Genomic DNA, 13,089 nt, shown 5'->3' on the forward strand with positions numbered 1-13,089 from the left:
CGGCTAAACCGGCATCCATGCCGGTTTACCCACTGCGCAGAACCGGAACGAAGCCTCTCGATGGGGCAAGAAAATCAAAAGCCAAAGCAGATCAAAAGCGCGCGAGGCGGCGTGACAGCCGACCTGATTGCTGGTCTGTCCGCATTCCCCTGTAGGAGCGAGCCTGCTCGCGATGGTCGTCAACGATAACGAGGGAAACCTGTCTCACCCCGCTGCCGCCCGATCACCTGCACTCCGACAACACCACCTGGCACGTACTGGGCGTACCCCCCGAGCGGCCGGCATACCGTATGCAGTTATTCAGCGATTTCTGCCGCGCGATGCTCAAGGTGGAGCCAAAGGCGAGGCCGCCTTCGCCAGCGGTGGGCAGCGCTTTGGCATAGCAGCTTGAGCCTGAGCTCGAGGCCGAGTAGCGAGCCGTGGCGTTCTGGCCTGCACAGCCCGCTGTCAGCACCAGGTTGATGGCGAGGAGGGAAGGCAGGACCCATGACGAGCAGTGGCGCACTGTGATTGCGGTCATCCCGTTTCCCCTGGCTCAAGCGGTTGGCAACCGATGGTGTGCCTGATCAGTCTAGTCGGCCCGGGGCCTGGGTGAACGTGCTGCCGATCAACAGTCATGGCGCCCTTGTCGCATAAATTTGAAATGCACGGCGTTACTCGACAGAATCGCCCCCCCGATTGGGCCAAAGGTGCCCCAGGGTCGGGGTGAAAAGGGGTTGCAGTTGAACGAACAGACATTGTCCATGCGCCTGGAGCGTGTGGCGGCGCAGGTGCCAGCCGGTGCGCGCCTGGCCGATATCGGCTCCGATCACGGCTACCTGCCGGTGGCGTTGATGCGCCGTGGCGCGATCAGCGCGGCAGTGGCCGGCGAGGTGGCGTTGACGCCGTTTCGCGCGGCTGAACGCACCGTGCGCGAGAGCGGCCAAGACATGCGGATCAAGGTACGCCTGGCTAATGGCCTGGCGGCGATCGAGCCGGCAGACGGGATTACGGCGATCAGCCTCTGTGGTATGGGTGGCGAAACCATTCGCGACATCCTCGACAGCGGCAAGGCGCGCCTGAGCGGCCAGGAGCGCCTGATCCTGCAGCCCAACGGCGGCGAACAGCCCCTGCGCCAATGGCTGATGGACAATGGCTACCGCATCCTCTTTGAGGAAGTGCTGCGGGAAAATCGCTTCTTTTACGAAATCATCGTCGCCGAGCGCGCCGGGCCTGCTCAGTATTGCGCCCAGGAGCTGTACTTCGGCCCACTGCAGATGCAGGCCCGCAGCCCGGCGTTCCTGGCCAAGTGGCAGCGAATGCTGCGCCTCAAGCACAAGACCCTGAGTCATTTCGCCCGGGCGCGGCAGCCCGTTCCCGAAGATAAGGTCCTGGAGATCGCCCGCCAAGCCCGGTGGATCACCGAGTTACTGGCTTAACCCCGGCCACCACGCAACTGCGCCGGGCTCACGCCAAGACGTTGCCTGAAGGTAGTCGTCATGTGCGCCTGGGAGTTGAAACCGCAGGCGTGGGCGATGTCCGCCAGCCGCGCTGTCGAATCGCGCATCAGGGCACGGGCCTTGGCAAGGCGCCGGTCGATCAGGTAACTGTGCGGGCTTTGCCCGGTCGCGTGCTTGAATGCACGCAGGAAATAGCCCTCGGACAACCCGAGCAACTGCGCCATCGCCTGCACACCCAGCGGGCTGCAGAGGCCGGCGTCGATGAACTCATCGAGCAAGCGCATCCGGCTGGCGGTTATCGAGCCTTGATACGGTGCCAGCACCCCTTCGTTCCCTTGGGCTCGTTCGGCCAATGCGAGTGCCCAGGCCTCCCAATCATCCGTCACGCTCGCCTGCAACAGCGCACCGCGCATTCGCAGGGCAAGGGCGGTCGCCTGGGGATCGATGCGGTTGTTGAAGGCTCGATCCCCGGTCAGTAACTTACCGTCAGTGCGCATCAGCCGCAGGTATTCACCGCCCTTGGGCGATTCGGACAATACATCACACCCGGCAGGCACGAACGCCAGCCCGTTAGGCACGGCAATGAAGGGTTGCACCCGATCGCTGCCGATGGCGTGCAGGCCGCGCTGGCTGTCGAAGGCAAAGCCGATCGCCGCCTGGCTCGCGACATATCGGGTCGCGTAGGCGCTGCCGGGTAGCAGTTCGATCGCCCACGGCCCGGCCTCGACACGGCGCACCGGTTCAGGCGGGAAGGGCGGTTGCAGGCGGTTGGGACGGTTCATGAGCACCATAGTAGTCAAGGAGGGGCGCAAAAGTCAGGTCGGTTTTTTGAAAGCCGGCCAATGGCGAGCGTGTCTAGACTGGGCCAAACCCCTGGGAGCCTCCTCATGTACACACTGACTCGCGACGATATCGAACAAGCCGCTCGCCTGGTTTACCAAGTGATGCCCGCTACCGCGCAGTACCCTTGGCCCTTGCTGGCTGAGCGCCTGGGTTGCACGGTGTGGGTCAAGCACGAAAACCACACACCCACAGGTGCGTTCAAGGTGCGTGGCGGCATTACCTTCATGCACTGGCTCAAGCGCATGCACCCGGACGCGCGGGGCATTGTCACCGCCACCCGCGGCAACCACGGTCAGAGCCTGGCGCTGGCGGCCAGCGCGCTGGGTTTGAAGTCGCTGATTGTCGTACCGCAAGGCAACTCGCTGGAAAAGAACAATGCCATGCGCGGCTTTGGCGGCGAAGTGGTCGAACATGGCCGCGATTTCGATGAGGCCCGCGAGGAGGCCGCTCGCCTGGCGCAGGCCCACGACCTCTACCTGGTTCCGCCGTTCCACACCGAACTGGTCAAGGGCGTAGCCACCTATGCCCTCGAACTGTTCAAGGCGGCGCCGGACCTGGATACCGTCTACGTGCCGATTGGCTGTGGCTCTGGAATTTGCGCCGTGATCGCCGCCCGCGACGCGCTGGGCCTCAAAACCCAAGTGGTGGGTGTGGTGTCCACTGAGGCGGCGGCCGCGAAATTATCCTTTGAAGCGGGTGCAATACGTGAGACCGCCTCGGCCGACACCTTTGCCGACGGCCTGGCCGTGCGCAAGCCCATTGCCGAAGCCTTCGCCGTTTATGCGGCAGGTGCGGCGCGGATCGTGTCGGTCAGCGAGGCGCAGATTGCCGAGGCCATGTGCGTGTATTACACCGATACCCACAACCTCGCTGAAGGGGCAGGTGCCGCCGCCCTGGCAGCGCTCATCCAGGAGCGTGAAGCAATGCGGGGCAAAAAAGTCGGGGTGATCCTGTCCGGTGGCAATGTCGACAGATCGGTGTATGCACGCGTGATCGGGTGACGGGTTTGACCCTCAGTCAGAAACCGGCGCACTCGACTATCATGAAATCAACCCCAATGGGCAGTGGGCGTGGCTGGCCAACATAGCCGGCGCGCCTATACCCGCGCCATTGTCGATGAACTCCAAGGCATTGGCCGCCATGAACCTCAAAGAGTTGACCTGGCCCCGGTTGCAAACGTTCAACCAGCAAGAGCTCCAGCAACAAGAGGCCGGGCATGAGCAAGACAACACCAGTATCAGGGCGGCCAACTGGGACGTTGACACCGATGCGGCGCTTGAAGAAGCGCGACGCCTCGATGATGCCGACTCGGGTCGCCGAAAATCCGCAGACGCCAAGGCCAGCCTCTATCTGGCAGCCGTCACGGCGCTTGCACCGGTTTTAGCCTCTTTACTTGCGGGCATCTGGAGCGACCCATCAACGGTCGGCTACAGCATTGTCGCCCTGGCCATCTTCTTTCTGGGCACCTTGTATCTGTTCCGGGCGGGCCTCTGGGCATTCGAAACGCTCAAGGTCTCAACCTCAAGCCGGGTCGACGCCAGCGACCTGGCCAGTCTGTGGTGCAAGACCGATCCCAAGCCCGAGCTGGTGGAGAAGCTGCTGCTTGCCGTGAGATACAACCACACCGGGACCCAGCGCAAGCTGTCATGCATAAAGATGACCCACGCCTATCTGCTCAGGGCATTCCTGGCCTTTATCCTGTCGCTGATCGTCCAGGTCGCCTGGCACCTGTTTGTCAGTTGATTGCGCTGGGGATCAGCACGATCCGTTGAACCTGGTAGTTAGATGAGCTGCTGTTGTACCGATCGCTCATCATTCCATTGGAACTCCCCCTCACGCTGCCCCGTCATCTGAAATGAGGGGGGCTGCGGGTATTTCGTGGCGAACCCTGATAACGCTTTTCTTCACTCAGAAGGCGAGGGACGACATGAATACTACAGACAGCACGACCGGTAGCCAGCCGGACAAGCGCAATGCCGCAGGGCCAGGCCAGGACTTTGAACACCTCAAGGAAAGCGTCACAGAGACGCTTGGCGGTGCAAGACAACAGGTGGATGAGCAGTTTGGCCAGTACCGTGACACGGCAGCCGATCAGATCGAGGCACTGGCCCAAGGGGCAAAATCTTTCGTTTCGGAATTGGAGGACAAGGACAAACTCGGCATGTCCGACTACCTCGCGGACATGGCGGAGTCCATGAGCGGGCTGGCGGGGAATTTGCGTGGCAAAAGCGCGGAGCAGCTGCTTCACGACGCCGCCGAACTGGCGCGCAATAATCCGGGATTGTTCATTGCCGGCAGCATTGCGCTGGGCTTCGGCCTGTCGCGCTTTCTCAAGGCTGGTGCCGCGCCTGCGGCGACATTCGCCGATGCCGACGATCAGGCAGCAGGGTATTCCAGGCCGCCGTCCGGGGGCTTTGGTGCTCAACGACCCTTTGATACCTCCGTGCCACCGCGCACCGATCAAGGCCCTGGCCTGGCCACCGGCATCACGCCGGCCGCGCCCAATGACCAGGATCATCCATCAGACTTTGCGGCGAATTCGACACCCGGGTCCACATCCTACAAGGGAGCGCTGTGATGAACAGAGAAGATCAAGATCTGCCGGGCGTAAGACCGATGCCCACACCTGAGCCTGACGCTTCGGTCGTCGGGTTGTTGCGCCAGCTGACGCGCGAAGTGCCCTCGCTGTTCACCAAGGAACTGGCGTTGGCCAAGGCTGAGCTGCAGGCCAGCCTCACGACGCTCAAGGCAGGCATTGCCGGCGTCGCCGGGGGGGCAATTGTGCTGCTGGCGGGGTTCATCATCCTGTTGATGTCCGTGGTCTACGGCTTGAGCATGGTCATGGCGCCGTGGCTGGCCGCGCTGATTGTCGGTGTCGTAGTGATGATCGTCGGGTTTGCCATGCTGCAGTCCGGAAAAAAACAGTTCGAACCGTCCCACTTCAAGCCTGATCGCACCTTGGACGCCTTGAACAAAGACCAGGAAGCGCTGCGCAGGAGAGTGTCATGAACAGTGAATTCGAAATCGAATCGCAAAAAAGCCCCGAGACCATCGAGCGTGAAATCGATGCGCAGCGTGCAAGCATTGGCAACATCGTCGACGCACTGGAAAGCAAATTCACCCCAGGGCAGGTCATCGACCAGGCGTTGTCGTTCATGCAAAGCAACGGCACCACGTTCCTGAGCAACCTTGGCACCAGCGTTCGCAATAATCCCGTTCCTGCGGTGGTGACCTCGGTGGGCCTGTTGTGGCTGATGATGAGCCAGAACCGTCCGCCGATTCCTCGTCCCGTTTATCGGGCGGACCCGCAGCAGAACAAGGTAGGGGAGTGGACCGATGGCCTGGCGGATGGCCTCGACAGTGCGCGCGAGCATTTGCACCAGACTGCCGACACCCTGAAGGAGGGTTACCAGACGGTCAAAGGCAAGGCGGCGCACCTGGGCGAAAACCTGGGCGCTACCAGCGAAAACATCAGCCATGCCATGCATGACGCCAGCGACCGCCTGGTGCGCAGTACCCAGCAGATGAGCAACCAGGTCAATCATTTGCTCAAGGAACAGCCGCTGGTCGTTGCCGCCGCGGGCATTGCCCTGGGCGCCATGCTGGGGGCGGCATTACCCACGACATCGACCGAACAGCGCTACATGGGCAAGACCAGCGCAGGGCTGGCCGACAAGGTCAAGCAGCAGGCACGGGAGGGATTCGAAGCGGTGCGCGACACGGTGACCAAAACCACAGAGCACGTGGACATGGACGTGGAAAAGCCCGAAGGGGATCGCCCCGCGGTAGCCAGTCAACCGGCCGATCTGTCGCGCGGACTGGGAACGTCGTAGGGCGTGGTATGCAAAACGGGAGGTCAGAGGCTGGCCTCCCTACGGCATTGGGCAAGTCAGTCGCACGGAAAATGGCATTGGGGGGCGTTGCACGACAGCACCGCGAATGTTGCCGTGGCAACCACGCCGAGAAAACCCGAGCTTCAGCATTTTTAGCGGCAAGGTTCTGCCTTCGCGGATGACAAGGAACGTACTGGAGATTTGCGGAATTTGCATTTGCCGGTCGGCGCATGCGGGGTAAGCAGGTCAACACCCGTTTGCTTGTAGCCTGCCCCCGATTTTTCGCTGCCCAAGGTGTCAGCGCAACAAAAGGCCCGCGGCCCTGGCTCGCAATGCCATCACCAGATTGGCTGGCATTTTTTTGATTTCTTCAGGCCAGAGCGCCAGGTGCCCGCGAAATTCTCTCGACTCATCGTCGTATCTTGAAATATCAGCGAGCACAAAGCTGTACCGGCTGAGGTAAGCCGCAGACAAATCATCGGCCAACGCCCGCGCAGGCTCACCGGCTAACGCCAGGCACCATTGGGCGATTTCAACGATTCGTTCACTTGGCGTTCGCGGGGCCACACCGTGGAGGAAACTCAGGATGTATTGGTTATAGAGCAGGGCGCCTTGCTCGGGCTCTTCCGTGGGGTTTCCCGGGCAATGTCGTCGTTCCCAGGGAAGCATATAGACCATTTTGTCCAGCGCAGTCTGAAGAACATAATCCGACGGTTTCACCAATCGATGCATCATCTTCTCCCGATAAAAAAACGGTTTAGCTATGGTAGCTCATTCTTGGAAGTCAATAGATTTCATGAAGAAAAAACCACAAGGGGATGTGTTCCTGGCTCGACGAATCCCGGACTGCATCGGTCATGGCGTTGCCATATTTTGCATAGCGAGCCTGCTCGCGATGGACGTCCAGACAACGCGATCGTTCAGACAGGGCGCGATATCGTTGACGATCATCGCGAGCAGGCTCGCTCCTACAGGGAGATCGCGGACAGGCCTGCAATCAGGTCCCGCATTGACCCCTCGTACCTCGAAATCAACGTCTATGCTGGGCTAACCGATTGCTTACCTCCACAGTGAACTGTCAGGAGACATCCATGGTACCCATGCCGCTGTCAGAGAAGGCCTTGTCCCGCGGGTTGCTCGATACCTTGATCCGCGCCGGCCTGATTGTCGTGCTGGTGCTGTTCTGCTTCGAAATTTTCCGCCCGTTTCGCGACTTGATGCTGTGGTCGATCATCCTGGCGATCACGCTTTACCCGTTGCAAGAGCGGCTGCGGGGCCCGCTGGGGCGAAAAGAAGGCCGCATTGCGACGTTGATCGTGCTGGTGGCCGTCATCATCCTCATGGTGCCTATCTACCTGTTGGGCACCTCGATTGCCGATTCGGTGGAAAACGCCATGACCGTGGTCCGGGACGAAGGCATCCGCATTCCGCCTCCGTCCGACTCCGTCGCCACATGGCCACTGGTGGGTAAACCATTGTCGGCGCTGTGGCTGCAGGCAGCCACCGACCTGCCGGGCCTGACGGCGAAGTACATACCGCAAATCAAGGATGTCAGCCTGTCGTTGCTGGGCAAGCTCGCCGGCGTCGGCATGGGTTTCCTGATGTTTATTTTCGCGCTGATCATCGCCGGGATCTTCATGGCTTACGGCGAATCGGGTAGTCGCGCCTCGGTGCAGATCGCCTCGCGGATCAGCGGACCGGAAAGAGGGCCCCAGGTGGCTACCTTGTGTACCGCAACCATCCGCGCCGTGGCGCTCGGGGTGGTCGGCATCGCGTTCATCCAGATGCTGCTGGTGGGGCTCGGGTTTGTGTTCAAAGGGGTTCCTGGTGCCGGGCTGCTGGCATTGGCGGTGCTGCTGCTGGGCATCATGCAGTTGCCGGCAACCTTGATCACAGTACCGGTCATTGCCTATGTGTTCGCCACCGAAGGGGCCAGCACCGCGACCATCGTCTTCGCCATCTACGTCTTCGTCGCGGGCCTGGTGGACAACGTGCTCAAGCCCTTGTTGCTGGGGCGCGGCGTCGATGTGCCGATGCCGGTGATATTGATCGGAGCCCTGGGCGGGATGGTTACCAGCGGGATTCTTGGCCTGTTCATCGGCCCGGTGGTGCTGGCGGTCGGTTATCAGTTGTTCTGGCAGTGGGTGCAGGATCCGCCGCCGCCCGCGGTATAGGAGCAGAGGCGGGTATTGCCTTATCCGCAGGATCGAGCGTACAGGGACCTGCCGGCAGTTGGCGGTTCCTGGTTCAAAGCCCGAGGTAGCCGCAGTAGACAAGGGCCAGCGTGGCAGCGATCCCGAAGGCCCCCAGCGCCTTGATGGTCGAAGGGTGTGCTGACAGGGGATTGATCAAGCGCGGCAGGCGCGGATCCGAATAGGCAACCGGTTGATAGCGTCCGCGCATGATTGCCAGGTAGGTATAGCGAAAGCCGATCAACAGGAACAGGCTCGCCAGGCTGAGGAGCAGGGTGGCAAAGGTGGTCGGTCCAGCCACCGCTACCGGGTGCTCTATATCGCAGGCAGCGCTATCGACTTGCGCTACAGTGATTTGCCCATGGTCCTTCGAAGCCGGTGTTCCTTCATTGAGCAGCCTGGCCTGTTGCACCAGGTCCAGGGTCTGGTATTGCCAGAGTGTCGACGAGCCTTCCCGGCAGTAGGTGAACGATCCAGGGTTTTGGGCGGCGATGATGCACGCGTCGTCGATCCCGCGTTTTTTGAGGGTTTCCATGGCGGTTCTGGTGAAATCCAGATCGAGGACAGGAGCAATCCCTGTGGCTGAAACCGCGCCCGAGACCAGCAGACTCCCCACAACACCGATAGTTGAAGTTTTCAAGGCTGGATTTCCTGGTTTTTTATTGGCTTTATGTCAGGGACGCGGAGCTTGAATGAACCTGCCGTAGTGGAGTCTAGAACGCGTTAGTCACTTTGATAAGCATGCGCATTTAAAAAAGTTGCGCTGCAGATTATTCACAGTCATCGGCAACAGCCTTCTCGGCACGCTGGATTTCCTGTTTTATATCGGTGGTGATTTTCTGCTCCTTGCGTTCCTGACCGAGGAATTTTTGCTCGCCCCGGGACTTGACCTCCGCATCTTCAGCATGGATCTGCGCTTCGATGGCGGCAGAATGCTGATCGATCACGGCATCGACCTCGGCTTCGTTCTTTGCGGTATCGAGCGCCGAAACCAGCTTGCCGGCCTCGGCCTTTTCGGCTTCGGCATAGGCCTCGACCGACAACCCGGCGGCCAGGGCCCGTGCCTGTACTTCCAGCTCCTTGAGGTGCTGGCGCGCTAACGCACATACCGCTTCCTGGCGCTGACTCTGCTGCTCTTTCCAGTTGTTGAGTCCATAGACAGCAGTACCGATGATGACGATCGTTGCAGCGACCCCCAGTAATTGGACTTTCACATTCCATCCCCTCAAAAACAGCTTTTGGCAATGATTGCCCGAATCCATTCGGGGAATGAAAAGCGTAGCAGACTGGGTGGCACTCAAGGTCCGTCCAGTTTGCTGGAAAGGATTTTCAAGAGAGCACTCGGGCCTACAGTGGACGACTTTCGCTCGACTCGTTAGCGCAGCACCAGCGATTTCGTCCTTGTCGTTTGGCCACGTAGAGCAGGGCGTCAGCGGCTTTGATCAAGGTGGCCGGCGTCACCTCCTCGAAGCTCGGGTGGCTGGTGGTGATGCCCGCGCTGGCCGTGACCCTGCCCAAGGGATGAGCGCAATGTTCGATGCCCAGTGATCGGATGGCTTGCAGAATCTCTTCGGCAACCTGTGCCGCACCCGCACCATCCGTGTTGGGCAGCAGCACCGTGAACTCCTCGCCACCGTACCGGACAGCCAGATCCCCGGGTCGTTTGACCGCCTGTTGGATCGCGGCCCCTACCGCGCCCAGGCAATCATCGCCGGCAGCGTGCCCATAGCTGTCGTTGTAGCGTTTGAAGTAATCGACATCGAGCATGATCAGCGACAGCGTGGATCCCTGGCGCGCAGCCAGGCGAATCTCCTCCGGCAGCGCCGTATCCAGGCGTCGACGGTTGCCCAGGCCCGTCAGGCTGTCGGTCAACGCCATGTCGCGCATGGCCTGGTGTGCGTGACGCAACTTTCTTTCCGTCACCATTCTCTGGCGCAACTGACTCAAGACGATGAGGCCGAACACCGCTAGCACTCCGATCAGGACCACCAGCACCCACCCGGTTTTAAATAGATCACGGCGCCAGGGAGCGATGATGGATTCACGGGAAAGCCCGGCTTCCACCACCAGCGGATAGGTGGCCAACGCCCGGTAGCCGTAAAGGCGTTCGGTGTCGTCCACCACGGCCTTGACTTCGGCGACGCCTTGGCTGGCGTTGGGCAGATAGCGCTTGAAAATCTCGCTGTCCGCCAGGCTTTTGCCCACCACGGAGGCAATGAAGGGGCGCCGAACCAGGATGGTTCCGTTGCGCATGGCCAGCACCAGGGCGCCCTTGTCATCGATCTTGAAGTCGCCGTAGTAGTCGACGAAGTAGCTGACCTTGATGGTCCCGAGGAGCACGCCGGCGAAGGTGCCATCCAGATTGTTCAAGCGACGGGAGATGGGGATGATCAGATCGTGGGTGGATCTGCTCTGAACCACTTCGCCGATGCGCACGTTCTTATCGTCGTGCGTGCGGTGGTACTGGAAGTAATCACGATCGGCGTTATTCGCGGGTTCCGGCGTGGTCTGCTTGTCCGTCACGATCCATTGCCCGTCCGCGCCGTAGATGAACAGGCCGTGCAGTTGCGGCATGATTTTCGATTGCTGGACCAGCAGCTTGTGAATGCGCGGGACGTTGATGTTCTGCAAGCCGTCGCCTTCCACCCGTTCCCCGAGCGCGGCGGTCAGTACATCCACTTGCCGAATGGCATCTTCGGCGTGTTGCGCCGTGGCTCGCGCCAGGTTGGTCACGGAGTCGCGGGCTGTGTCGAAGGCTGACCGGTAATCGCGCCACGTTCGCCAACCCTCGACCGCGAGAAACGCCAGGACCACCACCAGCATGAAGCTCACCGTGAGGCGAAACACCGCTCCCGCGCGCACGGTTGTCGCAGAGACAGGTTCAACGTCGCCATCCACCCTGGGCGGTGGCTGCTTGCGTCCGGGCATCAACAACTCCTTTTGCTCGCGGTCTGGGCACGCTGCTCGCCATCTTCAGCTGTCCAGTTTCGCCGAAGGGCAGCCTGGACTAGACAAGACCGACAAATGACAGAATCACCAGGACGATCACGACGGCACCGACGATGTAGATAATATTGTTCATGAGGCCACCTCTGTCTCTGAAGGGGTTGCGACACCATGGTGTCTAGTACAAATGACACCTGGGTGCGCACTTGCGTTCCGCAACCCGCTCGCAGAGATCGCGCAAAAAACGGTGACTCGTGGGTGCATCGACCAGTCCCACTCACAATAGCAGTCGATAATGCCCCGAAAGACCTGGCATTTATCGTAAGCGCCAAAAACAACTCCAAGATGGCCTCACCACATGCACCCGTTACGACAAAGCCTGCACAACGAACTGCACGCGCGCCCGTCACTGTACTTCGATGAGCCGGCCCATGTGTTTCACCTGGCATTCCTCGGCAGCGAACAGCTGTGCAATACCTTTCTTCAGGACTGCTGCCCGGGCTCTCTGGATCTGAACGCCGCCCAAGGCATTACCCGGCTCGATGGCCACGCCCTGAAATGGGAGCGCCATGCCGAATTTTTCACCCTGACCCTGGTGGTCACGTCCTCCTGCGATGAGTTGTCCTGGGCGGCACTGCCCGAAGTACTGGCGCAAAAAATCCAGGTGCATTTGCCGACGCTGATCAACTCGGTGCAGATCGTGGTGCGCGGTGAAGCTCAACTGGATCTCTCGCGCTACGGTTTCAAGGATCCGTGCGGTTCCTGCGTGGGCGGTGGCGATGCAGTGGTCTGGAGCGATTTTCGTATCAACGAGGATGGCAACAACCACATATTGTTCATCAACCGGCGCCTGAATGCGTACCGCCAGGGGCGAATGATTCGTCGCCTCCTGGAAATCGAGACCTACCGCATGATGGCCTCGTTATCCTTGACCATGGCCAAGGACTTGAGTGCGCAGCTCGATGTTTTTGACAAGACCCTGGTCACGCTCTCCGAACGCAACGCCGACCCCGCAGGCAGTCATGCCAAAGCCCTGTTGGCGGATATCTCCAACCTGTCCGCCCAGGTGGTCAGCAGTACTGCGAAAACCCGCCACCGCTTCAGTGCCACACAGGCCTATGCGCAATTGGTGTTCGAGCGTCTGGGTGAATTGCGGGAAAGCCACGTCGGTGATTGCCAGCGCCTGGGCGTGTTTATCGAACGCCGCTTCAAACCCACCGTCAGGTACTGCACGGCCACCGAACAACGACTGGAGCATCTGGCCGAAAGCGTGGCCAACCTCGGTGACCTGTTGCAGGCACGGGTCCAGGTGGAAATGGAAGAACAGAACTCGGAAATCCTCAAAAGCCTGAACGCCCGCGCCGATGCCCAGATCAAGATCCAGCGGGCCGTGGAAGGTCTTTCGATCATTGCCATCAGCTACTACCTGCTGAGCCTGCTCAAGCTGGGTTACTCGGGGCTGCACGTGCTCGGCGTGGCGCTGACCCCGCGCGAGGCCATGCTGGCCATGGCGCCGCTTGCGATCGGGATTCTTGCGTGGATCATTCTTCATATCAAGAAGGTCAAAGAGCATTGAGGCGATGAGGTGAATGCGCTCTTTTCAATGTAATGCGGTTCACTTCATATTTGGATTGGGTGTATATGCATTCCTGCGGTAACGGCCAGCTTTGGTTTCGCGGCGGGTGAAAACTTGTAGGAGCCAGGCTTGCCGGCGAAGGCGTCCTGGCAGACGATGATTGTTTTTCAGGTGTACATATCCATTCCTGCGGTAACGGCCACCTATGGTTTCGCCCTTACGGCGAGTCACTTGGAAAAGCCCCAAGTAACCAAGGGCTC

Annotated in this window: 14 protein-coding genes; 8 read left to right on the forward strand and 6 right to left on the reverse strand. The window is 60.3% G+C overall.

The window, feature by feature from the left end; translation table 11 throughout:
* Positions 1-223 precede the first annotated feature (223 nt).
* A complete protein-coding gene (locus PMI35_RS35455) occupies positions 224-520 on the reverse strand; it encodes a hypothetical protein (RefSeq protein WP_008062518.1) in 297 nt (98 codons plus the stop codon).
* A 202-nt stretch (positions 521-722) separates the two neighbouring features.
* On the opposite strand from PMI35_RS35455, the gene PMI35_RS09860 reads away from it, so the two are divergent.
* Entirely contained in the window at positions 723-1,418 is a 696-nt protein-coding gene (locus tag PMI35_RS09860) for a tRNA (adenine(22)-N(1))-methyltransferase (RefSeq protein ID WP_238543192.1), read from the forward strand.
* Here PMI35_RS09860 and PMI35_RS09855 read toward each other — a convergent pair.
* Entirely contained in the window at positions 1,415-2,230 is an 816-nt protein-coding gene (locus PMI35_RS09855; RefSeq protein WP_008062522.1) for an AraC family transcriptional regulator, read from the reverse strand. The genes PMI35_RS09860 and PMI35_RS09855 overlap by 4 nt on opposite strands.
* Before the next feature lie 96 nt (positions 2,231-2,326).
* On the opposite strand from PMI35_RS09855, the gene PMI35_RS09850 reads away from it, so the two are divergent.
* From PMI35_RS09850 to PMI35_RS09830, 5 genes are all read left to right on the forward strand, one after another.
* Complete coding sequence (locus tag PMI35_RS09850; RefSeq protein WP_008062523.1) at positions 2,327-3,283, forward strand: threonine dehydratase; 957 nt, start codon at positions 2,327-2,329, stop codon at positions 3,281-3,283.
* 139 nt (positions 3,284-3,422) lie between these two features.
* On the forward strand, positions 3,423-4,025 hold the full coding sequence (locus PMI35_RS09845) for a hypothetical protein (protein WP_008062525.1): 603 nt from the start codon (positions 3,423-3,425) through the stop codon (positions 4,023-4,025).
* Positions 4,026-4,209: 184 nt separating this feature from the next.
* A complete protein-coding gene (locus PMI35_RS09840) occupies positions 4,210-4,860 on the forward strand; it encodes a hypothetical protein (protein ID WP_008062527.1) in 651 nt (216 codons plus the stop codon).
* Positions 4,860-5,291: a phage holin family protein gene (locus PMI35_RS09835; RefSeq protein ID WP_008062534.1), complete on the forward strand. Its 432-nt coding sequence runs from the start codon at positions 4,860-4,862 to the stop codon at positions 5,289-5,291. Before PMI35_RS09840 ends, PMI35_RS09835 begins: the two co-directional genes overlap by 1 nt.
* Complete coding sequence (locus PMI35_RS09830; RefSeq protein ID WP_008062535.1) at positions 5,288-6,115, forward strand: DUF3618 domain-containing protein; 828 nt, start codon at positions 5,288-5,290, stop codon at positions 6,113-6,115. The genes PMI35_RS09835 and PMI35_RS09830 overlap by 4 nt, the downstream gene beginning before the upstream one ends.
* A 297-nt stretch (positions 6,116-6,412) precedes the next feature.
* Here the strand turns inward: PMI35_RS09830 and PMI35_RS09825 are convergent, their stop codons facing one another.
* On the reverse strand, positions 6,413-6,847 hold the full coding sequence (locus PMI35_RS09825; protein WP_008062536.1) for a hypothetical protein: 435 nt from the start codon (positions 6,845-6,847) through the stop codon (positions 6,413-6,415).
* Between the two features lie 359 nt (positions 6,848-7,206).
* Between PMI35_RS09825 and PMI35_RS09820 the strand changes: the two genes are divergently transcribed.
* Positions 7,207-8,289, forward strand: a complete 1,083-nt coding sequence (locus tag PMI35_RS09820) for an AI-2E family transporter (protein ID WP_008062537.1) — start codon at positions 7,207-7,209, stop codon at positions 8,287-8,289.
* 73 nt (positions 8,290-8,362) lie between these two features.
* Here the strand turns inward: PMI35_RS09820 and PMI35_RS09815 are convergent, their stop codons facing one another.
* From PMI35_RS09815 to PMI35_RS09805, 3 genes are all read right to left on the reverse strand, one after another.
* Positions 8,363-8,947, reverse strand: coding sequence for a hypothetical protein (locus PMI35_RS09815; protein WP_008062538.1), 585 nt, complete (start codon positions 8,945-8,947; stop codon positions 8,363-8,365).
* Between the two features lie 130 nt (positions 8,948-9,077).
* Positions 9,078-9,506 carry a hypothetical protein gene (locus tag PMI35_RS09810; protein WP_032831837.1) on the reverse strand — a complete coding sequence of 143 codons (429 nt, stop codon included), beginning with the start codon at positions 9,504-9,506 and terminating at the stop codon, positions 9,078-9,080.
* 148 nt (positions 9,507-9,654) lie between these two features.
* Positions 9,655-11,235: a sensor domain-containing diguanylate cyclase gene (locus PMI35_RS09805; RefSeq protein WP_008062540.1), complete on the reverse strand. Its 1,581-nt coding sequence runs from the start codon at positions 11,233-11,235 to the stop codon at positions 9,655-9,657.
* A 376-nt stretch (positions 11,236-11,611) separates the two neighbouring features.
* On the opposite strand from PMI35_RS09805, the gene PMI35_RS09800 reads away from it, so the two are divergent.
* Complete coding sequence (locus PMI35_RS09800; RefSeq protein WP_008062541.1) at positions 11,612-12,829, forward strand: DUF3422 domain-containing protein; 1,218 nt, start codon at positions 11,612-11,614, stop codon at positions 12,827-12,829.
* Positions 12,830-13,089 lie beyond the last annotated feature (260 nt).

It is taken from the genome of Pseudomonas sp. GM78, from assembly GCF_000282475.1.
Classification (GTDB): domain Bacteria; phylum Pseudomonadota; class Gammaproteobacteria; order Pseudomonadales; family Pseudomonadaceae; genus Aquipseudomonas.